The organism is Pseudomonas sp. PDM03, assembly GCF_014852385.1.
GTDB classification, from domain to species: domain Bacteria; phylum Pseudomonadota; class Gammaproteobacteria; order Pseudomonadales; family Pseudomonadaceae; genus Aquipseudomonas; species Aquipseudomonas migulae.
In genome coordinates this window covers 888,154-909,760 of sequence record NZ_JACVBM010000001.1, presented here as the reverse complement: position 1 = coordinate 909,760, position 21,607 = coordinate 888,154, and the positions used below count along the sequence as shown (strand labels likewise).

General features: G+C 59.8%; 13 protein-coding genes. 9 read left to right on the top strand and 4 right to left on the bottom strand.

Going from position 1 to position 21,607, the window contains the following annotated elements; translation table 11 throughout:
* Positions 1–25 precede the first annotated feature (25 nt).
* Positions 26–1,309 carry an arsenic transporter gene (locus IB254_RS04090; protein WP_008028602.1) on the top strand — a complete coding sequence of 428 codons (1,284 nt, stop codon included), beginning with the start codon at positions 26–28 and terminating at the stop codon, positions 1,307–1,309.
* A gap of 102 nt (positions 1,310–1,411) precedes the next feature.
* Here IB254_RS04090 and IB254_RS04085 read toward each other — a convergent pair whose 3' ends face one another.
* Complete coding sequence (locus IB254_RS04085) at positions 1,412–2,362, bottom strand: DUF1853 family protein (protein WP_192416499.1); 951 nt, start codon at positions 2,360–2,362, stop codon at positions 1,412–1,414.
* 112 nt (positions 2,363–2,474) lie between these two features.
* Here IB254_RS04085 and IB254_RS04080 point away from each other — a divergent pair, with 112 nt between their 5' ends.
* The 8 genes from IB254_RS04080 (at position 2,475) to IB254_RS04045 (ending at position 13,706) form a co-directional block, all read left to right on the top strand.
* A complete protein-coding gene (locus IB254_RS04080; protein WP_007988608.1) occupies positions 2,475–3,365 on the top strand; it encodes an NAD(+) kinase in 891 nt (296 codons plus the stop codon).
* Positions 3,362–4,336 (top strand): metallophosphoesterase, encoded by a 975-nt coding sequence (locus tag IB254_RS04075; RefSeq protein WP_177318166.1) that lies wholly within the window; start codon positions 3,362–3,364, stop codon positions 4,334–4,336. Before IB254_RS04080 ends, IB254_RS04075 begins: the two co-directional genes overlap by 4 nt.
* A complete protein-coding gene (locus tag IB254_RS04070) occupies positions 4,333–5,202 on the top strand; it encodes a rhomboid family intramembrane serine protease (RefSeq protein ID WP_192416498.1) in 870 nt (289 codons plus the stop codon). The genes IB254_RS04075 and IB254_RS04070 overlap by 4 nt, the downstream gene beginning before the upstream one ends.
* Before the next feature lie 27 nt (positions 5,203–5,229).
* A complete protein-coding gene (locus tag IB254_RS04065) occupies positions 5,230–5,490 on the top strand; it encodes a YeaC family protein (RefSeq protein ID WP_008028592.1) in 261 nt (86 codons plus the stop codon).
* Complete coding sequence (locus IB254_RS04060) at positions 5,487–6,317, top strand: DUF2797 domain-containing protein (RefSeq protein ID WP_192416497.1); 831 nt, start codon at positions 5,487–5,489, stop codon at positions 6,315–6,317. Before IB254_RS04065 ends, IB254_RS04060 begins: the two co-directional genes overlap by 4 nt.
* 10 nt (positions 6,318–6,327) lie before the next feature.
* Positions 6,328–8,985, top strand: a complete 2,658-nt coding sequence (gene pepN, locus IB254_RS04055; protein ID WP_192416496.1) for an aminopeptidase N — start codon at positions 6,328–6,330, stop codon at positions 8,983–8,985.
* Positions 8,986–10,219: 1,234 nt separating this feature from the next.
* Positions 10,220–11,293, top strand: a complete 1,074-nt coding sequence (locus IB254_RS04050) for a WD40/YVTN/BNR-like repeat-containing protein (protein ID WP_008030080.1) — start codon at positions 10,220–10,222, stop codon at positions 11,291–11,293.
* A gap of 28 nt (positions 11,294–11,321) precedes the next feature.
* Complete coding sequence (locus tag IB254_RS04045) at positions 11,322–13,706, top strand: efflux RND transporter permease subunit (RefSeq protein WP_008030082.1); 2,385 nt, start codon at positions 11,322–11,324, stop codon at positions 13,704–13,706.
* Between the two features lie 65 nt (positions 13,707–13,771).
* On the opposite strand, the gene IB254_RS04040 is transcribed toward IB254_RS04045, so the two are convergent.
* The 3 genes from IB254_RS04040 to IB254_RS04030 all read right to left on the bottom strand — a co-directional run bounded on the left by IB254_RS04040 (position 13,772) and on the right by IB254_RS04030 (position 21,422).
* Positions 13,772–18,469 (bottom strand): dermonecrotic toxin domain-containing protein, encoded by a 4,698-nt coding sequence (locus IB254_RS04040; RefSeq protein ID WP_192416495.1) that lies wholly within the window; start codon positions 18,467–18,469, stop codon positions 13,772–13,774.
* A gap of 292 nt (positions 18,470–18,761) precedes the next feature.
* On the bottom strand, positions 18,762–19,481 hold the full coding sequence (locus IB254_RS04035; protein ID WP_008030085.1) for a FadR/GntR family transcriptional regulator: 720 nt from the start codon (positions 19,479–19,481) through the stop codon (positions 18,762–18,764).
* 204 nt (positions 19,482–19,685) lie between these two features.
* Entirely contained in the window at positions 19,686–21,422 is a 1,737-nt protein-coding gene (locus tag IB254_RS04030; RefSeq protein ID WP_008030087.1) for an IlvD/Edd family dehydratase, read from the bottom strand.
* Positions 21,423–21,607: the final 185 nt, after the last annotated feature.

The window sequence follows — 21,607 nt, the reverse complement described above, 5'->3', positions numbered from 1 at the left end:
TGATTTCTGTTGAAGGCTGCTTTGCATGCTCATTGCGTCGTTGATTTTCCTGCTGACCATCACCCTGGTGATCTGGCAACCCAAAGGCCTCGGTGTCGGTTGGAGTGCGGTGTTCGGCGCCGTGCTGGCGCTGATTTTCGGTGTGGTGCACCTCAGTGATATTCCGCTGGTGTGGCAGATCATCTGGAACGCCACCGGCACCTTTGTCGCGCTGATCATCATCAGCCTGTTGCTGGATGAGGCGGGGTTCTTTGCCTGGGCGGCGCTGCATGTCGCGCGGTGGGGGCGGGGCAGTGGGCGCAAGTTGTTTGCCTACATGGTGCTGCTCGGCGCGCTGGTCTCTGCCTTGTTTGCCAATGACGGGGCGGCGCTGATCCTCACGCCCATCGTGATTTCCATGCTGCTGGCGTTGCGCTTTTCCCCGGCGGCGACCCTGGCGTTCGTGATGGGCGCCGGGTTTATTGCCGACACTGCCAGCCTGCCGCTGGTGGTGTCGAACCTGGTGAACATCGTTTCCGCCGACTTCTTCCACATCGGCTTCAATCGCTACGCGGCGGTGATGGTTCCGGTCAACCTGGTGAGCGTTGCGGCGACACTGGCGGTGTTGATGTGGTTTTTCCGGCGCGACATTCCCAAGGATTACGACCCTGAGCAACTGGAACATCCGTCCAGTGCGATCCATGACAAGGCGACGTTTTATGCCGGTTGGGCGGTGTTGCTGATCCTGTTGATCGGGTGTTTTGCGCTGGAACCGCTGGGTATTCCCATCAGTGCCATTTCGGCGGTGTGCGCGGCGTTGCTGCTGGCCATTGCTGCCCGAGGCCACAAGATTTCCACGCGCAAGGTGCTGAAAGAAGCGCCATGGCAGATCGTGATTTTCTCGCTGGGCATGTACCTGGTGGTCTACGGTCTGCGTAATGCCGGGCTCACCGGGTATCTGGCGGGTTGGCTGGACGGTTTTGCCGGTTACGGCGTCTGGGGCGCGGCCATGGGCACGGGTGTGCTGACGGCGCTTCTATCGTCGATCATGAATAACCTGCCGACGGTGCTGATTGGTCTGCTGTCGATTGATGCGAGTCAGGCGAGCGGAGTGGTGAAGGAGGCGATGATCTACGCCAACGTGATCGGCAGTGACCTGGGGCCGAAGATTACGCCGATTGGCAGTCTGGCGACGTTGTTGTGGCTGCATGTGCTGGAGCGCAAGAGCATTCGGATCGGCTGGGGGTATTACTTCAAGGTCGGGATTGTGTTGACGGTGCCGGTGTTGTTGGTGACGTTGGCGGCGTTGGCTGTGCGGTTGTCCGTTTAGACCGCATCGACCCTATCGCCGGCAAGCCGGCTCCTACAGGACTTGTGAACAACTGTAGGAGCCGGCTTGCTGGCGATGACGTCCTCCCGGATACCGCAAATCTCAACCCCCACCCGGCACATTCGGCCAAAGATCCGCCACCAGAAACAACCGCTCCGCTTCCTCCCACTCCCCATTCGCATTTTCGATCAACCGAACCAGCAACTGCGCCGGCGCCAGCGGTTCCAGATCGCTCAGCCACGCTTGCAGCTGTTGCGTACTCCAGGTCTGCTCGGCCGGGTAGTGCGCCGGTGCCAGCCAGGCATGGCGGGGCAGGGGTTGCCAGCGACCGAATGGCCGCTGCGTGACAAAATCATTCCAGTCCTTTTGATGCAGCCAGCTACCGCGCAAATGCTGCGGGTGCGCACCACTTGGGGGCTCGGATTGCCCCGGCCACGGATACAACAGATAGCCGCCCAGCCACAAATGCGCACTGAACTGCTGGATATCCAGCGCCGCCAGGACCTCGCGGCTCTCCGGTCGCGCGGAAATCGGCAGCTGATGCTGGCTCAGGTGCGCCAGTTTACGGTCCAGCCGATCATGGCAGCCCGGCCCCAGCCATTGCGCGGTGTTATGCCCCGCGCCGTTTTGCGGGCCGAGGTAAAGCTTGATCGCCAGTTCCAGGTGATGCACGCCGTCGCGATCGCGCAGCAGCATGTCCAGTTCGCCCAGCGTGTGGCCTTCGCGACGGATTGGCATGTTCGCGGCAATCAGATTGATGCCCGGTGCATGGCGCACGGCGTATTGCCACAACCGTTCGTAATACAGACCCAAGCGCCGGGTCCGGGCCTGGGCCAGCCAGTGCAGCAAGTCGTAGCTGTCGTGATCCAGTTGCCGTAGCCAGAGTTCCAGCCGTTCCGGCGCCTGCACCCAGTCACTGCCGGCCAGTGGATGGCGTTGCGGCCACGGCGTGACCTCCAGCATCGGCGGCGCGAGGATGACCCAGGCCAGGTCGCGGACCTCGGGGTGGCGCAACTGGTGGGGTAACTGCAGCAAATCGGGAAATAGGATCATCTTGCGAGCATAGCCCTAAACCTGAGTGCGCCCTTGTGGCTGAAAGGATTTTGTCTATCCCGCGCTTTCGCCCATAATCGTGGTTTTCGCCGTCGCAAACCGTAGGGGCACCATGGAGCAATTTCGTAATATCGGCATCATCGGTCGCCTGGGCAGTTCGCAGGTGCTGGATACCGTCCGCCGACTGAAACGGTTTCTGCTCGATCGTCACCTGCACGTGATCCTCGAAGACACCATCGCTGAAGTCCTGCCGGGTCATGGCCTGCAAACTTCGTCGCGCAAGATGCTCGGTGAAGTCTGTGACATGGTGATTGTGGTCGGCGGTGACGGCAGCCTGCTTGGTGCCGCACGCGCACTGGCCCGACACAATATTCCGGTGCTCGGCATCAACCGTGGCAGCCTCGGTTTCCTGACCGATATTCGCCCCGATGAACTGGAAGTCAAAGTCGCCGAAGTACTCGACGGCCACTATCTGGTGGAAAACCGCTTCCTGCTGCAAGCCGAAGTCCGCCGCCACGCCGAGGCCATTGGCCAGGGCGATGCGCTGAACGACGTGGTGCTGCACCCCGGCAAATCGACACGCATGATCGAGTTCGAGCTGTACATCGACGGCCAGTTCGTCTGCAGCCAGAAGGCCGACGGCCTGATCGTCGCCACGCCGACCGGTTCGACCGCGTACGCGCTGTCGGCGGGCGGCCCGATCATGCACCCCAAACTTGACGCTATTGTGATTGTGCCGATGTACCCCCATACCTTGTCGGGTAGACCGATTGTGGTCGATGGCAACAGTGAGCTGAAAATCGTCGTGTCCAAGGATATGCAGATCTACCCGCAAGTCTCCTGTGACGGGCAGAACCACTTCACCTGCGCGCCGGGTGACACCATCACCGTGAGCAAGAAAGCGCAGAAGCTGCGGCTGATTCATCCGCTTGACCACAACTACTACGAAGTCTGCCGGACCAAACTCGGCTGGGGCAGCAAGTTGGGGGGTGGAGGCGACTGATGCTCGATCCCGCGCGAAGTTATGACCTTATCGGTGACGTGCACGGTTGCGCCCTGACCCTTGAGCACTTGCTCGACCTGCTCGGTTATCACAAACAGGGCGGCGTCTGGCGGCATCCGTCGCGCATGGCGGTGTTCGTCGGTGACATCATCGACCGCGGCCCGCGGATTCGCGAGGCGCTGCACATCGTCCACGACATGGTCGAGGCCGGCCAGGCGTTGTGCATCATGGGCAACCATGAATTCAACGCACTCGGCTGGAGCACGCCAGCGCCGCCGGGCAGCGGCAAGCAATTCGTCCGTGAACACACGCCGCGTCATGCGCGCCTGCTGGGTGAAACCCTGACCCAGTTTGAAGACCATCCCGCCGACTGGCATGACTTCCAGCAATGGTTCTACGAACTGCCGCTGTTTGTGGATGCCGGGCGTTTCCGTGTGGTCCACGCCTGCTGGGATTCGGGCCTGATCGAGCCGCTACGCGCTCTGTTTCACGACGGCTGCGTCGATGAACATTTCCTCCAGGCCTCGGCCGTGCCGGGCAGTTTTGCCTGCACCGTGTTCGACCGTTTGCTGCGCGGCACCGACATGCGCTTGCCTGACGGGTTGACCATGACCAGCGGCGATGGCCTGACGCGCTCGTTCTTCCGCACCAAATTCTGGGAAGACGACCCGCAAACCTACGGAGACATCGTGTTCCAGCCTGACGCTTTACCGGAACCCGTGGCCCGGACGCCGCTGTCGTCCACCGAGAAAAACACCTTGCTGCGTTATGGCGTTGACGAGCCCTTGTTGTTCGTCGGCCACTACTGGCGCAGCGGCAAACCGGCGCCGATCCGCCCGAACCTGGCCTGCCTGGATTACAGCGCGGTGCTTTACGGCAAGCTGGTCGCCTATCGACTGGACCAGGAAACCCGGCTCGATCCGCACAAATTCGTCTGGGTCGACGTCGAACGGCCGGAGGCACTGCGATGAGCGCCGTGGCGGTTTTACGCCTGCCGCTGGCGGTGGATCTGAGCGGGTTCGTCAAACTGCTGCAACGCATGCAGGTGCCGCATCGGGTCAGCGAAGAGCTGGGCGAGCAGGTGCTGTGGGTGCCCGCCAATATCAGTGAAGACGTGCGTGCGTTGTATGAGCGTTTTCCGACGGGTGATCCCGATCAGCAACTGGACATCCCGGTGGCGATAACCGCGAAGCGTCCCGGTTTCGTCGAGCAATTGCGCCACGCCAAAGCGACGGCGGCGGTGCTGCTGCTGAGCCTGATCGTCGGTGCGGTGACGCTGCTGGGCGAAAACCTCGAGACGATGCGCTGGTTGACCTTCCTCGATTTCCGGGTGGTCGGCGAATACATCCATTTCACGCCATTGGCCGACAGCCTGGCAGCGGGGCAGTGGTGGCGTCTGGTGACGCCGATGCTGATCCACTTCGGCATCCTCCACCTGGCCATGAACGGCATGTGGTATTGGGAACTGGGGCGACGCATTGAGTCGCGTCAAGGCGGCATCAACCTGATCGGCCTGACTCTGCTGTTCGCCCTGGTGTCGAACTACGCGCAGTTTTATTTCAGCGGCCCGACCTTGTTTGGCGGGTTGTCCGGCGTGCTGTATGGCCTGCTCGGGCATTGCTGGATCTTTCAGCTCCTGTCGCCAAACCGCGCTTATCGCCTGCCTCGCGGGGTCCTGGTGATGATGCTGGTGTGGCTGCTGCTGTGCCTGTCCGGGCTGGTCTCGATGATCGGCTTCGGTGAAATCGCCAACGCCGCCCACGTCGGCGGGTTACTCATCGGATGCTTCACCGGTTTGTTGGGTGGTTTGTACAACCGCCGTAAACTGGCCGCCTAAAAAAGTTATGTAAGTTCGGAGACCTTGATGTCCTCTTTTAACGAAATGATCAAAAACATCACCCCCGATATCTACCAGAGCCTGAAACTGGCGGTGGAAATCGGCAAATGGTCCGACGGTGGCAAACTCACCGCCGAGCAACGCGAACTGTCGCTGCAAGCGATGATCGCCTGGGAAATCCAGAACCTGCCCGAAGACCAGCGCACCGGTTACATGGGCGTGCAGGAATGCGGCTCGAAGTCGATTGAAGTGCCTAATATCCTGTTCAAGTCGGATGCCATCCATTGATCGAGATTGGCCGCGGTGCAATCAGTAAAATGTCGGCCCGCCTGGATGGGGCCGACGTGCAGTACGCGTTTCGTCTGGACGATGTCGAAGTGCCGGTCAACCCGTTGATCGGCACCACGGTACGTCTGGAATACCTGGGGGCGATCCACTGCTCCCATTGCGGACGCAAAACCAAAACCAGTTTCAGCCAGGGTTACTGCTACCCGTGCATGACCAAACTGGCGCAGTGCGATGTCTGCATCATGAGCCCGGAGCGCTGCCACTACGACGCCGGCACCTGCCGTGAGCCGGAGTGGGGTGAGAAGTTCTGCATGACCGATCACATCGTGTATCTGTCGAACTCGTCCGGGGTCAAAGTCGGGATTACCCGCGCGACCCAACTGCCGACGCGCTGGATCGACCAGGGCGCTCGTCAGGCGTTGCCGATCATGCGTGTCGCGACCCGTCAGCAGTCAGGCTTCGTCGAAGACCTGTTCCGCAGTCAGGTGGCGGACAAGACCAACTGGCGTGCTTTACTCAAGGGCGAAGCGGTTTCGGTGGACCTGGCCGAAGTTCGTGATCAGCTGTTTGAAAGCTGCGCCGAAGGCCTGCAAGCCTTGCAGGAACGATTTGGTCTTCAGGCGATCCAGACTATTAGCGATGCCGAGCCGCTGGAAATCCGTTATCCGGTGGAGCAATACCCGGCCAAAATCGTCAGCTTCAACCTGGACAAGAACCCGATTGCCGAAGGCACGCTGCTGGGGATCAAGGGCCAGTACCTGATCTTCGATACCGGCGTGATCAATATTCGTAAATACACGGCTTATCAGCTCGCCGTGCATCAGTAAGGACTCCAGCATGCGCACCGAACAACCGAAGATGATCTATTTGAAAGACTATCAGGCGCCTGAGTACCTGATCGACGAGACGCACCTGACCTTCGAGTTGTTCGAGGACCACAGCCTGGTCCATGCGCAACTGGTGATGCGCCGCAATCCTGAGCGTGGCCCGGGCCTGCCGCCGCTGGTGCTGGACGGTCAGCAACTCGATCTGCTGTCGGTGACCCTGGCCGACCGCGAACTGACGGCTGCCGACTATCAGTTGACCGAGAACCACCTGACGCTGCATCCGGCCAGCACCAGCTTCACGGTCGACACCAGCGTACGCATTCACCCGGAAACCAACACCGCGCTGGAAGGCCTGTACAAGTCCGGCACGATGTTCTGCACCCAGTGCGAGGCCGAAGGCTTCCGCAAGATCACCTATTACCTCGACCGCCCGGACGTGATGAGCACGTTCACCACCACGGTCGTCGCGGAACAGCACAGCTACCCGGTGCTGCTGTCCAACGGCAACCCGATTGCCAGCGGTCCTGGCGAAGACGGCCGCCATTGGGCGACCTGGGAAGACCCGTTCAAGAAACCGGCCTACCTGTTCGCATTGGTGGCCGGTGATTTGTGGTGCGTCGAAGACACCTTCACCACCATGACCGAGCGCAACGTGGCGCTGCGCATCTACGTCGAACCGGAAAACATCGACAAGTGCCAGCACGCCATGAACAGCCTGAAGAAATCCATGCGCTGGGACGAAGAAGTCTACGGTCGTGAATACGACCTGGACATCTTCATGATCGTTGCGGTCAACGACTTCAACATGGGCGCCATGGAGAACAAGGGCCTCAACATCTTCAACTCCAGCGCCGTGCTGGCTCGCGCCGAAACCGCGACCGACGCCGCGCACCAGCGTGTCGAAGCGATCGTCGCCCACGAATACTTCCACAACTGGTCGGGCAACCGCGTGACCTGCCGCGACTGGTTCCAGTTGTCGCTGAAGGAAGGCTTCACCGTGTTCCGCGATTCCGGTTTCTCAGCCGACATGAACTCGGCCACCGTGAAGCGCATCCAGGACGTGGCTTACCTGCGCACTCACCAGTTCGCCGAAGACGCAGGCCCCATGGCTCACGCCGTGCGCCCGGACAGCTTCATCGAGATTTCCAACTTCTACACCCTGACCGTGTACGAAAAGGGCTCGGAAGTGGTCGGCATGATCCACACCTTGCTCGGCGCCGAAGGTTTCCGTAAAGGCAGCGACCTTTATTTCGAGCGCCATGACGGCCAGGCCGTGACCTGCGATGACTTCATCAAAGCCATGGAAGATGCCAACGGTGTCGACCTGACCCAGTTCAAACGCTGGTACAGCCAGGCTGGCACACCGCGTCTGGCGGTGAGCGAGTCCTACGACGCAGCAGCGAAAACCTACAGCCTGACGTTCCGTCAGAGCTGCCCGGCGACTCCGGACAAGGTTGAAAAACTGCCGTTCGTGATCCCGGTCGAATTGGGCCTGCTGGACACCAAAGGCGCGCCTGTTGCCTTGCGCCTGTCCGGCGAAGCCAGCGCTCAGGGCACCTCGCGTGTCATTTCGGTGACCGAAGCCGAACAGACCTTCACCTTTGTCGATATCGCTGAACAACCGCTGCCTTCATTGCTGCGCGGCTTCTCAGCGCCGGTGAAACTGAGCTTCCCGTACAACCGCGACCAACTGATGTTCCTGATGCAGCACGACAGCGACGGTTTCAACCGCTGGGATGCCGGTCAGCAGTTGTCGGTGCAAGTGTTGCAAGAGCTGATCGCCCAGCAGCAGAAGGGCGAGAAACTGGTGCTGGATCAGCGCCTGATTTCGGCCTTGCGCACCGTGCTGTCGGACGAGTCGCTGGATCAGGCAATGGTCGCCGAAATGCTCTCGCTGCCGGGTGAGGCGTATCTGACCGAGATCAGCGAAGTGGCTGACGTTGACGCCATCCACATCGCTCGCGAGTTTGCCCGCAAGGCGTTGGCAGACGGTTTGTTCGAGGCGTTGTGGTCGCGTTACCAGGCCAACCGCGATTTGTCGAAACAAACCCCGTACATTGCCGAAGCCGAACACTTTGCCCGTCGCGCCTTGCAGAACATTGCGCTGTCGTACCTGATGCTCAGCGGTCAATCGCAAGTAATGGCGGCGACGCTTGAGCAGTTCGAGACCAGCGACAACATGACCGAGCGCCTGACGGCATTGGCGGTGTTGGTGAATTCGCCGTTCGAAGAGGAAAAAGCCCTGGCGCTGGCCGGTTTTGCCGAGCACTTCAAGGACAATCCGCTGGTCATGGATCAGTGGTTCAGCGTTCAGGCGGGCAGTACGTTGCCGGGTGGGCTGGAACGTGTGCGTCAGTTGATGCAGCATCCGGCGTTCAACATCAAGAACCCGAACAAGGTGCGGGCGTTGGTCGGCGCGTTTGCCGGGCAGAACCTGATCAACTTCCATGCGGCGGATGGTTCGGGGTATCGCTTCCTGGCGGATCTGGTCATCGAACTGAACGGGTTCAACCCGCAGATTGCTTCTCGCCAACTGGCGCCGCTGACGCGCTGGCGCAAATACGACGATGCTCGTCAGGCGTTGATGAAAGGGGAGCTGGAGCGGATTCGTGCTTCGGGTCAACTGTCCAGTGATGTGTTTGAAGTGGTCAGCAAAAGCCTGGCCTGAGTCTGGCGTTGCTTCCGCAGGGTTCACCCGGATCCTGTAGGAGGCGGCTTGCTGGCGATGGCTGTGTGTCAGGCTATGAGTTTTTTGATGGTGTACATATCCATTGCTGCGGTAACGGCTGCTTATGGTTTCGCCCTTACGGCGAGTCCCTTTTCCAAACGCCGAAAAGGAACCAAAAGGCTTTGCCCCTGACGTACGGTGGCTCGCTAATGCTCGCCATGCCCTCGCTCCGGTCCTGCTCCGTGGGCCCGCCGCCATCGGCCATCCATGGCCGGGGGCGGCTACCGCGGCATCCTTGCCGCGGTGCCCACTGCGCAGAACCTCCACTCGGCCTTCCGACGGGGCAGATCAAAATCAAAAACCAAGCAAAAGCCAAAGCAAAAGCGAGGCGGCCTGCCAGCCGACCTGGCTCTTTGATCGTACGCATCCCCCTGTAGGAGCCGGCTTGCTGGCGATGGCGTCCGTCCAGTCAATAAATATGTTGGATGACCCACCGCTATCGCCAGCAAGCCGGCTCCTACACGGTGATTGGGTTCACACGGTCAAAATTGTAGGAGCCAGCTTGCTGGCGATGGACGTCAACGATAACGCGTGCTGTCTGAATGAACTCGGTGTGCAAACGATTTTCGCCGGCAAGCCGGCTCCTACAGGGAATCGCGTACGCTTTTGCTTCTCACCACTCATCAGGCCGAGCGTTAGCTCGCCTTCAGCTCTTGATCTGAGCGCCCCCTCGAGAGGCCGAGTGGAGGTTCTGCGCAGTGGGCAACCCGGCATGGATGCCGGGTTAGCCGCCCCCGGCCATGGATGGCCGATGGCGGCGGGCCCACGGAGCAGGACCGGAGCGAGGGCATGGCGAGCCTAGGCGAGCCACCGAACGAAAGGGGCAAGAGCCCTTGGTTACTTGGGGCTCTTCCAAGTGACCCGCTGTAAGAGCGGAACCAATAGAAGCCGTTACCGAAAAAATGGATATGTACACAAAACACCAACCACAAACCCCAAATCACCCCACCTGATACCCCAACATTCAGAAAAACCCCCATCCCCCCAGGTTAACAAAAGATAACGTGGCGTCGATTGTCAGACCTTTCCAAACCCCGATAGGATAAGCCAGCTTCCGAAGGGGCTCTGGATTGCGGGTTTCAGGACTATGCTCCTAACCATCCAATCCCGATGAGCACCCCTTACGGCGCCCTGAAAGGTTGAACGACCTAACAATAATAATGGGGGAAGGTCTATGAGTGAGCCTGTCATGGGTGTGGGTATCTGCCGCCCGCCGGCACTGCGCAAATTCGCATTGTTGGCTACAGCGCTCTCGCTGTTGGGCTGTGCCGTGTTGTCGGCACCTGCGCTGGCCAATGCGGCGCCAGCCACCGACGTTGTCTATTCCGTTGAATCCGCCAAAGCCAGCAAAAGCCTGATGCTCGACGTCGTGCACGCCGGCAAGCGCCTGGTGGCAGTCGGGGATCGCGGGCACATTCTGTATTCCGATGACCAGGGCGCGACCTGGACCCAGGCCAAGGTGCCGACCCGGGCACTGCTGACCTCGGTCTATTTTGTCGACGACAAACACGGCTGGGCCGTCGGGCATGACGCACAGATCCTCGCCAGCGAGGACGGCGGCGTCACCTGGACCAAACAATATGAAGACCTGAAACGCGAATCGCCCCTGCTCGACGTCTGGTTCCAGGATGCCAGCAACGGCTTCGCCGTAGGCGCTTACGGCGCGCTGGTGGCCACCACCGACGGCGGCAAGACCTGGGAAGACGCCAGCGATCGCCTGGACAACGAAGACCAGTACCACCTCAACGCCATTGCAGCGATCAAGGATGCCGGGCTGTTCATCGTCGGCGAGCAGGGCAGCATGTTCCGTTCCTCCGACTGGGGGCAGACCTGGGAAAAACTCGAAGGCCCCTATGAAGGCTCGTTGTTCGGCGTGATCGGCACCGCCGAGGCCAACACGCTGCTGGCTTACGGGCTGCGGGGCAACCTGTTTCGCTCCACCGATTTCGGCACCACCTGGGAGCCGGTCGAGTTGAAAGCCACCCGTGGTGCGCTGGAGTTCGGTCTGTCCGGTGCGACCTTGCTCGACGACGGTTCCATCGTGATCGTCGGCAACGGTGGCTCGGTGATCCGCAGCAACGACAACGGCGAAACCTTCAGCGTGTTCAACCGTCCGGATCGCATTTCGGTTTCGGCGGTGACTGCGGCGGGCGACGGCAATCTGGTTTTGGCAGGACAGGGCGGCGTTCGCGTCACCTCGCCAACCGGCGCCGGTGCAGAGAATGGAAAAAACGGGTCGTCCAAATGAGCCGGGCAAATAATAAGAAGGCGGGTCTATGACATCCTTGAGCAGCCATCACCAAGACAAGGCGACGTTTCTTGAACGCCTGATTTTCAACAACCGCCCGGCAGTGATCGTGATCTGTCTGTTGGTGAGTATTTTCCTGTTCTGGCAAGCGACGCTGATTCGGCCGTCCACCAGTTTCGAAAAGATGATCCCGCTCGAGCATCCGTTCATTCAAAAGATGATGGAGCACCGCAACGACCTGGCGAACCTGGGCAACACCGTTCGCATTTCGGTTGAAGCCACCGACGGCGACATCTTCTCCAAGGAGTACATGGAGACCCTGCGTCAGATCAACGACGAGGTGTTCTACATCTCCGGCGTCGACCGTTCCGGCCTCAAGTCGCTGTGGAGCCCGAGCGTGCGCTGGACCGAGGTGACGGAGGAGGGCTTCGCCGGCGGTGAAGTGATCCCGCAGAGCTACAACGGCTCCCAGCAAAGCCTCGACTTGTTGCGCAACAACGTGCTCAAGTCCGGTCAGGTCGGGCGTCTGGTGGCCAACGACTTCAAGTCGAGCATCGTCGATATCCCGCTGCTGGAGTCCTACCCGGATCCGCAGGATCAAGGCAAGTTGCTGGCCCTGGACTACCGCAAGTTCTCCCACGAACTGGAAGAAAAGATCCGCGACAAGTACGAGAAACAGAACCCCAACGTGCAGATCCACATCGTCGGTTTCGCCAAGAAAGTCGGCGACCTGATCGATGGCCTGGTGATGGTGGTGATGTTCTTCGGTGTCGCCTTCGTTATCACCCTGATTCTGTTGTACTGGTTCACCAACTGCATGCGCAGCACCGTGGCGGTGTTGAGCACGACGCTGGTGGCGGTGATCTGGCAGCTCGGCCTGATGCACTTCTTCGGCTTCGGGCTGGATCCGTACTCGATGCTGGTGCCGTTCCTGATCTTCGCCATCGGTATTTCCCACGGCGTGCAAAAGATCAACGGTATCGCCTTGCAGTCCAGTGAGGCCGACAACGCGTTGACTGCGGCGCGGCGCACCTTCCGCCAATTGTTCCTGCCGGGGATGATCGCGATCCTTGCGGATGCGGTGGGCTTCATCACATTGCTGATCATCGACATCGGCGTGATTCGCGAACTGGCCATCGGCGCATCCATCGGTGTGGCGGTGATCGTGTTCACCAACCTGATCCTGCTGCCGGTGGCGATTTCATACGTCGGCATCAGCAAGCGCGCTGTCGAGCGCAGCAAGAAAGACGCGCACCGCGAACACCCGTTCTGGCGCCTGCTGTCCAACTTCGCCAGCCCGAAAGTCGCCCCGGTATCGATCGTGTTGGCCCTGTTGGCCTTCGGTGGCGGCCTCTGGTACAGCCAAAACCTGAAAATCGGCGACCTCGATCAAGGTGCTCCAGAGCTGCGTCCGGATTCGCGTTACAACAAGGACAACAACTTCATCATCAGCAACTACTCCACCAGTTCCGACGTGTTGGTGGTGATGGTCAAGACCAAGTCCGAAGGTTGCTCGCGCTATGAAGCGATGGCACCCATCGACGAACTGATGTGGAAGATGCAGAACACCGAGGGCGTGCAGTCGGCGATCTCGCTGGTGACCGTGTCCAAGCAGATGATCAAGGGCATGAACGAGGGCAACCTGAAATGGGAAACCCTGTCGCGCAACCCGGACGTGCTGAACAACTCCATCGCCCGCGCTGACGGCCTGTACAACAACAGTTGCTCCCTGGCGCCAGTGCTGGTGTTCCTCAACGATCACAAGGCTGCCACCCTGGATCGCGCAGTTCATGCGGTGCAGGACTTCGCCAAGGAAAACAACAAGGAAGGCCTGGAATTCATCCTTGCGGCGGGTAACGCCGGCATCGAGGCGGCCACCAACGAAGTGATCAAGGAATCCGAGCTGACCATCCTGATCCTCGTCTACATCTGCGTCGCGACCATGTGCATGATCACCTTCCGCTCCTGGGCGGCGACTTTGTGCATCGTGTTGCCACTGGTGCTGACGTCGGTACTCGGCAACGCCCTGATGGCCTTCATGGGGATCGGCGTCAAAGTCGCGACCTTGCCGGTAGTGGCATTGGGTGTGGGGATTGGCGTGGACTACGGCATCTACATCTACAGCCGCCTGGAAAGTTTCCTGCGTGCCGGTCTGCCGTTGCAAGAGGCGTATTACCAGACGCTGAAGTCCACCGGTAAAGCCGTATTGTTCACCGGCCTGTGCCTGGCGATCGGCGTGTGCACCTGGATCTTCTCGGCCATCAAGTTCCAGGCCGACATGGGCCTGATGCTGACTTTCATGCTGCTCTGGAACATGTTCGGCGCGTTGTGGCTGCTGCCAGCGCTGGCTCGGTTCCTGATCAAACCGGAGAAGCTGGCGGGGCAGAAGGGCAACTCGTTGTTCGCTCACTAAACCTCAGGCAAAACCAAAAAGCCGCAACCTTGGGTTGCGGCTTTTTTTATGGGTGATTGGAAAACTCAGCGGGGTTGCAACGGTAGAAAATCGCTGTTCGCCAGTTCCTTGCTGATGATTCCGTGATGAATTTCGATTTTCTGCTTCGGATCCTTGGCCTTGGCCATGGCCGATTCGTAGGTTTCGAAGCGTTGTTCCCTGGTTTTCAGATGCGCCTGGGTGTAGTCAGCCTTGGCATCATCCGCATTGGCGTAGTGAAAATGCCCGTACCACCAGGGTTGATTGTCTTCATTCAACAAGACGTACTCTTGCATGAAGTCACGCCGCCCGGTTTTCAGCTGAACCCGGTTGCCGATGATTCGCGCAAAAATTGCATTGCGTCGCAACAGATACTCCACCCCCTCGCTACTGGGCGGCCGGGCCAGTGTCATGCGGGTGCGAAGTTCGGTGGCCTTGGTCTCGAGAACGTGCGCCTTGTCGCGGAGTCCGCTGATCAGCGAAACGTCTGTTTCGCGGTTGGCCGGGGGACTTTCGTGTTGTTCCAGCCCATCGGCGTACCCGATCAGCTTTTGTGCCTCGCGTTGCAATTGCTCTTCGATTTCCTTGGGAGAACTGGCGCGCTGCGCGTAACCCTCGATCTTCTGCACGTTTTTATCGACATCGGCCAACGCCTTGCGGGCATCGCCCTTGAGCTGCTGGTAGGGGCGCGTTGCCTTGGTAGCTGCGGGTCTGGCATCGACAATTTCTACCCAGACATTGGGCTCGTGCTTGTGGAACGAAGCCAGTGGCCTTTCTTCGAACGGATGGTTGATGTCGACAATGTCTCCTTCCTGATGAGCGACCCGTTGTCGAAGATCGCCGATCAATGTGCCTTTGGCAGTTTTGATCACCCGCTTGCGACTGGACCATGAATAGGGACGTTTCACCGGCGGTTTGGGGCCCGATGCCGACGTTGAAGGCTCCTCCGGTTGTGGCAGCAGTTGAAGCGCTTCCGCCAGACGTCGTTCGGCATCGATACGCAGCTGGTCAATGAGCTCGCGCAGACGATTGAAGGGGTGTGCCTGCAGTTCTTCTGTGCTGAAAATGCCTATTGCCTCAAGGCCGTCCTGTGCCTTGTTGTACTGATCGACCAGGTTCTCCAGAACGGCGATCCGGTCGCTGTTGGTGTAGGTGTGCTCCGTTTGCAGTTCGGCATGCGAGCGAGAGTGCAACAACAGCGGGCTGACGGTATGTTCGAGCACACCCATGGTGTTGCTGCCGAGGGCCTTGAGACTGAGCAGGCGCAAAATACTCAGCTGATAGCACTTGACGCGCAGCGCCGTCATTTCATTTTCGGGCCTGTTGCCGGTCAGTCTCTTCCAGTACTCGATGCCCAGACGAGGGACCCGCTTGAGTTCCTGCAGTCGGCTGTCTATCTGATCCAGACACTTGATCATGGATTCGTTGATTTCTGAGGTTTTGCGCATGAACTCAAAATAGCGATCCAGTACCACGTCGCCCTCGCGGATCAACGCATCATGCAAATGCCCGACACCGTTTCTCAAATCCGCATAGGTTTGATCGACAGCTTCGCGCTCCCAGTCAGCGATGACGATCCGTTTACGGGCATTGTTGATGAGGTTTTCCGACAGGCTGCACAAGTGCACAGGATCGGGATCGGATTTCGTCAACTCGGCCAATTCCCTTTTCTCGGCCAGCAGCGTGGCGTAGCTTTCGGTCTGTTTGTCCAGCTCATCAACGAACCGTTGCCTGTACGTGGCGCGATCGAGTTCATTGCTGGCGGGATCGTTTTTTTTCAGTTGCATCAGGTTTTCAGCGATGTCGACGCGCTTCTGCACCCGCACTTGCTGAGCCACGAATTCCTGACGATTGAGTTCCAGCAGGTTGATGCGTTGTTCCGTGATTTCTCGCTGGGCGCTGATTCTCGAATTGCGCCCGCCGCCAACCAGTTTCAACCCTTGATCCAGAGTCCAGCGGCCCGCTCCATTGGTCTTGAGCTTGATGCCGGGATGATCCGGGTGCTCCGGATGTATCAGATACACCTCGCCGAACCCGGGCACGATGCTCACGCGAAACAGCAGGCCGGCGACGGTGGCGTGCCAAAGATTGCCGATCCGGTACAAACCTTTGAACACGCCGGTGCTAACGGGCTCTGGCAGGGGCATCGGCCATGGCACTTGAACCTCGCGTAACGTGTTGAACAGTCGGGCCGCTGCCGAATCGCGCGCGCTCGACTGGTTGAAGTCGAGCAGGGTCTTGCCACTGCCCGGCGGCTCGGAGGGCAGGCCCGGAGTGTCCTGGGTAATGGTCGATTCGGCGGGCCATGAAAATGTCTGCGCAGGACGGCGCAAGGAGGCGAGGGCATCCGGAACTGCCGTCTCTGCGCTGTCGGAAAGTGCTGGGGCTGCTTCCTCTCGAGCGACATGCAGAACCAACAGACCAATGTTCAACAGCACATCGATCCATGCCTGATTCCGCGCCTTCGGGTCATCACTGTCCAGCGCCGGCAGATCGTTGATCAGGCTGTGGGCGATTTGCAGCATCCAGCCCACCACCATGGCAGGGCCGCGCAACAACGGCAGAATCAGGTTGTTGAACACCAGCCAGCCACCCTCAAGGATGATCGCCCAGCGGCTCTCGGCATTCGACACCGATTGTCGATCCGCCAGATCGATCAGTGTGCGTGCATTGCTGACGAACAGACTGGCCAGCAATCGACCCTCTTCCAGCGCGCTGAGCCAGTCGCCAACCGCTTCGTCGCCAGCCAGAATCGCCGGTTGGGGCTTTTCATGCAGTGTAAATTCGTCCCCGGCATGGAAGTGGACAATGTGGGGTTCGGTGAAGCCGTTGTTGTCGTAGATCGGCCGTGCGCGATCCGGCAGCCAGGTCAGCACGCTGGTTTGCAACGGGCCGGTTTGTGCAATGGCACTCAGCAAGTCCTGACGGTTGGGGTATTGGTGCAGGGGCTCTGAGTACAGTGGTCGGTAAAGAATATGCGGGCCGTCTGACTTCAAGTCTTTCGGCTCGATGATGAACATGTTGCCGGCCACATCACACGAGGCCCCGACCTTGCGTTGAAACGCCAATGGCCTGATGACGACGGACTGTTCCTCGACGATGCGCTCGGCGGCCAACGGCTGGAACACCGCATCGACATATCGATAGCCCACGGAGGTGAAGCCGTGCTCGCCCTTGATCGAATGCTCAAGGGCGCGCAGCGGTAAATGCAGGCTCAGTTCCAGGCCGAAGAGTCGCAGTCGCTCATTGGCCTCGGGACTGTTGCCAAGCAACTGCGCCTCAATGTACTCGGGATAATGTTTTCCGACATCGACCCGGCTCACCAGATCCAGCAAATAGGCCTCGGTGGTCCAGTCTTGAATCAGCTGGTTTTCGGTGTGGCGCAGGGTCATCCGGCCCTTGGGTTTGCCGGCCAGGTTTTTTATCGCCAGGTCGGTCAGGGACATTTTGACGGGTTCGAGGTAGCCACTGCCCAAGTCGCCGACAGGCACGTGAAAGGTCAGCTCCAGTTCATCGGACTTGTAGCCGGGCGCCAAGGGCTGGTCTTTGAGCATTTGCTCATGCAGCGCATTTCTGGCGAACGTGCGAAGGTCAACGACGTCGTCGGGCAACGAGCGCCCCTGTGTCTGCTGTTTGACACTGGCCATCGACAACGTGTGTTTACGCCAGGCCATGCGCTCTGTGGCGCTGGCGCCCTGCAACCACTCGGGAATCGTTGTCTGTAGAGCGTGAAGGTGCGTCGGGTGGTTGTCGCTGCCGATAAACAGTGCGGCGACATCGGTGATCGCGTCAAAACGCTTTTCAAGGTCAGCCAGGCTTTGGCGTGCGGGCAGTTTGAGCGACTGCAAATCTTCCAGTTGCCGGTTCAGCAGCAGAGCTGCCTGGGTATCAAAGATGTTGCCGTCCGGAGCAAAACGTTTCCAGGTGATGGAGTCTGCCGTGAAGTCTTGCTGAAACCGCGCGCCCCACGCGGCACCGAAGGTTTGCAGGGACGGGAACGATTCGATGTTACCGGTCACGCTGCACAACAAATGAGTCTCGCCGCAAATCACCAGGATATCCGGCGCTTGCAGCGTGAAAGACACTTCGCCCCTGCTCAGCGTGACTTGAAGCGTGCAGGCTTCAATTGCACCTTTGGCCCAAGGACGCTGAAGGCGCTCGCGGTTGTCGGGTTGGCGGGCCAGCTCCAATAGAATCCCAGCCTGCTCGGCATCACTTGCCGCGAGGCGCGTTGCGGATGTTTTCAACACGCCGGCGAGCAGGTTCCCCAACCATTGCCAGCGGCTGACGCCGGTTTCGTCCTGTTCGTTCCAGCAGGCGGCCAATGATTCCTGAGCGCCGATGTAGAAAATGTCGGGTAATTCACGGATGACCTGCGCAATCACTTGCAGGTCGGGCAGTCGCGATGTCGTGTTGTCGGCGGTAAGTTGCGCGGGGGCACGGTTTGTCAAAAAACAGCTGCGACCGTATTGCTCGCTGAGATCGGGGAATGCGCCGCTGGCCAGGTAATCGAGTACCACGTCCAAAAGTAGCGTCAGCCGCCAGGCGCCATCCGGGATCGGTTGGGCAATTTTGGTTCGCTCAGGGTCGAACGCCAGTTGTGGGTACTTTTCCAGAATACCGTCCTTGAGCAGGCGGGCGGTTTGCGAGCGTAAGGTCGGTCGGCTATTGAATCGGGTATGAACCGCGCGCGCGATGATGTCGGTGTCGCTTGCGGCGGCGGGTGGTGATGCAGGTGTGGGCATGATGCAATCCTTTGCATGAGTGATTCCTCAACGTAAAACCGAATCGAAAGGGATGTGCGGTAGCCGGGTACCGCACATTGGGCGAGGCGATAGGCTAAGGCCTGTATTCAGGCCAGAAACGAAAAAGCCGCAACCAGGGTTGCGGCTTTTTTACATCTGAAGATCAACGTAACCCTTGTAGGAGCCGGCTTGCTGCGGGCGGCGTTCCGACGATGGCGGTGGGTCAGCCAACATATTTATCGTCTGAACAGACGCCATCGCCAGCAAGCCGGCTCCTACAGTGGGTCGTGTTTTATGAGGGATCGGCGCCGAGCACCACATTCAGCGCACTGCGCGCATCGTCCAGCTGCACCAGCGTCGCATGCCGGGCACCCAGCGCATCGCGGTTCTCGATGGCGGTGAGAATCGCCTTGTGCCGTGGCAACGCCAATTCATGCAGGTTCGGCCGCTGGTTGGAATGCTTCAACGCTTCGGCAATCGCGACCGACAGCATGTTGCACAGGTTCGCCAGCAGGTCGTTGTGAGTGGCGTCGGCGATGCGGCTGTGGAAATCCAGGTCCGGTTGCAACAGGGCTTCAGGCGTCGGCGCGGCCTCCATGCGTTGGTAGGCTTCGCCGATAGAGGCAATGTCTTCGTCGGTGGCGAATTGCGCGGCGAGGGCAGCCGCTGCCGGTTCGATGATGCTGCGCACGCTGGTCAGCAGATCGAAGAACTGATTCTGCGGGCTGCTTTGCATCAGCCAGTGCAGCACGTCCGGGTCGAGCATGTGCCATTCCTTGCGCTGCTTGACCACCGTGCCGACACGCGGACGGGAATACACCAGGCCTTTGGCAACCAACACGCGAGTGGCTTCGCGCAGCACCGGACGGCTGACCGCGTACTCCTCGCACAACAGGGCTTCGGCGGGCAGTTTGTCGTCCGGTTTGAAGCGTCCGGAAACGATCTGCATGCCCAGTTCCTGGACAATGCGCGAGTGCATGCTTTTGCGATCGGAGGGTTTGCGGTAATCCATGGGGAACGGCGCGATCCTGTGCGGGGGAGGTGCTGCGCATGATAGCAGGCGCGGCGAGGACGGTCGCCAGAGCAAGCAATCCTGAATCCTATGAAGATCAATTGTAGGAGCCGGCTTGCTGGCGATGGCGTCCTTTTAGGCGATAGATGTGTCGACTGACCCACCGCTATCGCCAGCAAGCCGGCTCCTACAAGGGGTGTGGGGTTAGTGGGAGTGGCGGGGGACTTCGGCACCTCGGCAACCGACCAGGAAGTCGAAGTCGCAACCCTGATCCGCTTGCAACACATGGTCGATGTACAGCTGGCGATATCCACCGAGGATCATCTGTTGCGGCGGTTGCAGATCGGCCATGCGCGCCGCCAGTTCGGCGTCCGGAATGTCCAGGTGCAGACGTCCGTTGGCGCAATCGAGCTCGATCCAGTCACCTTCCTTCACCGCTGCCAAAGGCCCGCCGGCCGCCGCTTCCGGTGCGACGTGCAACACCACCGTGCCGTACGCGGTGCCGCTCATGCGCGCATCGGAAATACGCACCATGTCCGTCACGCCCTGGGCCAGCAGTTTGGCCGGCAAGCCCATGTTGCCGACTTCAGCCATGCCCGGATAACCCTTCGGCCCGCAGTTTTTCATCACCAGAATCGAGTTGGCATCCACGTCCAGCTCCGGATCGTTGATCCGCGCCTTGTACATGTCAAAGTTCTCGAACACCACCGCACGCCCGCGATGCTGCATCAGCTCAGCCGTGGCGGCGGACGGTTTGAGCACCGCGCCGAGTGGCGCCAGGTTACCGCGCAATACGCAGATGCCGCCGTCAGCGCGGATCGGGTTGTCGAGGGTGCGGATCACTTCGTCCTGGCCGTAGATCGGCGCGTCCTTGGTGTTCTCGCCGAGGGTCTTGCCGTTGACGGTCAAGGCATTTGGATTGGGAATCAGGTTGGCTTCGCCGAGGCGACGCAACACCGCAGGCAAGCCACCGGCGTAGTAGAACTCTTCCATCAGGAAGCGCCCGGAGGGTTGCAGGTCGACGATGGTCGGCATGCCACGCCCGATGCGGGTCCAGTCATCCAGCTCTAGTTCCACGCCGATGCGGCCGGCGATGGCTTTCAAGTGGATCACGGCGTTGGTCGAACCGCCGATGGCGGCGTTGACCCGAATGGCGTTTTCGAAAGCTTCCTTGGTGAGGATCTTCGACAGTTTCAAGTCTTCGCGGACCATCTCCACCGCACGCATGCCGGACATGTGCGCCAACACATAACGGCGCGCATCCACCGCCGGAATTGCGGCGTTGTGGGGCAGGGAAGTGCCGAGTGCTTCGGCCATGCACGCCATGGTCGATGCGGTGCCCATGGTGTTGCAAGTGCCGGCGGAACGGGACATGCCGCCCTCGGCCGCGAGGAAATCATCGATGGAGATGGTGCCCGCTTTCACTTGTTCGCTGAGCTGCCAGACCACGGTGCCCGAGCCGATGTCCTGGCCCTTGTGCTTGCCGTTGAGCATTGGCCCGCCGGTGACGACGATGGCGGGTACGTCGCAACTGGCCGCGCCCATCAAAAGCGCCGGGGTGGTTTTGTCGCAACCGGTCAGCAGTACCACGCCGTCAATCGGGTTGCCGCGAATCGCTTCTTCGACGTCCATGCTCGTCAGGTTGCGGGTAAACATGGCAGTCGGGCGCAGGTTCGATTCGCCGTTGGAGAACACCGGAAATTCCACCGGGAAACCGCCGGCCTCGATCACGCCGCGTTTGACGTGGTCGGCGATCTGGCGGAAATGCGCGTTGCACGGGGTCAGTTCCGACCAGGTGTTGCAGATGCCGATGATCGGTTTGCCGTGGAACTGGTGGTCGGCGATGCCCTGATTCTTCATCCAGCTGCGGTACATGAAGCCGTTCTTGTCGGCAGTGCCAAACCATTGGGCGGAGCGCAGGGTGGGTTTCTTATCAGACATGATCGATTCTCTTATTGTATGACTATATTGTTCTGACTGAGGCGTAACATAAGCGCAATTCGATCTGTTTGGAAGTGTTGTTGCGTAAATAGTATTACTATATAGTCCGCTCCAACGGAGGGAAGGCCCTGGCAGTTTTTGGCGAGAGGCGTCCCCCGAGGTTCTATAACAACAACAATCGGAGA

Bases quoted from the DNA above. Each gene is read 5' to 3' on its own strand.
- IB254_RS04070 (WP_192416498.1), top strand. From the start codon at position 4,333: ATGAGCGCCGTGGCGGTTTTACGCCTGCCGCTGGCGGTGGATCTGAGC.
- IB254_RS04050 (WP_008030080.1), top strand. From the start codon at position 10,220: ATGAGTGAGCCTGTCATGGGTGTGGGTATCTGCCGCCCGCCGGCACTG.
- IB254_RS04080 (WP_007988608.1), top strand. From the start codon at position 2,475: ATGGAGCAATTTCGTAATATCGGCATCATCGGTCGCCTGGGCAGTTCG.
- IB254_RS04045 (WP_008030082.1), top strand. From the start codon at position 11,322: ATGACATCCTTGAGCAGCCATCACCAAGACAAGGCGACGTTTCTTGAA.
- IB254_RS04040 (WP_192416495.1), bottom strand. From the start codon at position 18,469: ATGCCCACACCTGCATCACCACCCGCCGCCGCAAGCGACACCGACATC.
- IB254_RS04065 (WP_008028592.1), top strand. From the start codon at position 5,230: ATGTCCTCTTTTAACGAAATGATCAAAAACATCACCCCCGATATCTAC.
- pepN (WP_192416496.1), top strand. From the start codon at position 6,328: ATGCGCACCGAACAACCGAAGATGATCTATTTGAAAGACTATCAGGCG.
- IB254_RS04090 (WP_008028602.1), top strand. From the start codon at position 26: ATGCTCATTGCGTCGTTGATTTTCCTGCTGACCATCACCCTGGTGATC.
- IB254_RS04030 (WP_008030087.1), bottom strand. From the start codon at position 21,422: ATGTCTGATAAGAAACCCACCCTGCGCTCCGCCCAATGGTTTGGCACT.
- IB254_RS04085 (WP_192416499.1), bottom strand. From the start codon at position 2,362: ATGATCCTATTTCCCGATTTGCTGCAGTTACCCCACCAGTTGCGCCAC.
- IB254_RS04035 (WP_008030085.1), bottom strand. From the start codon at position 19,481: ATGGATTACCGCAAACCCTCCGATCGCAAAAGCATGCACTCGCGCATT.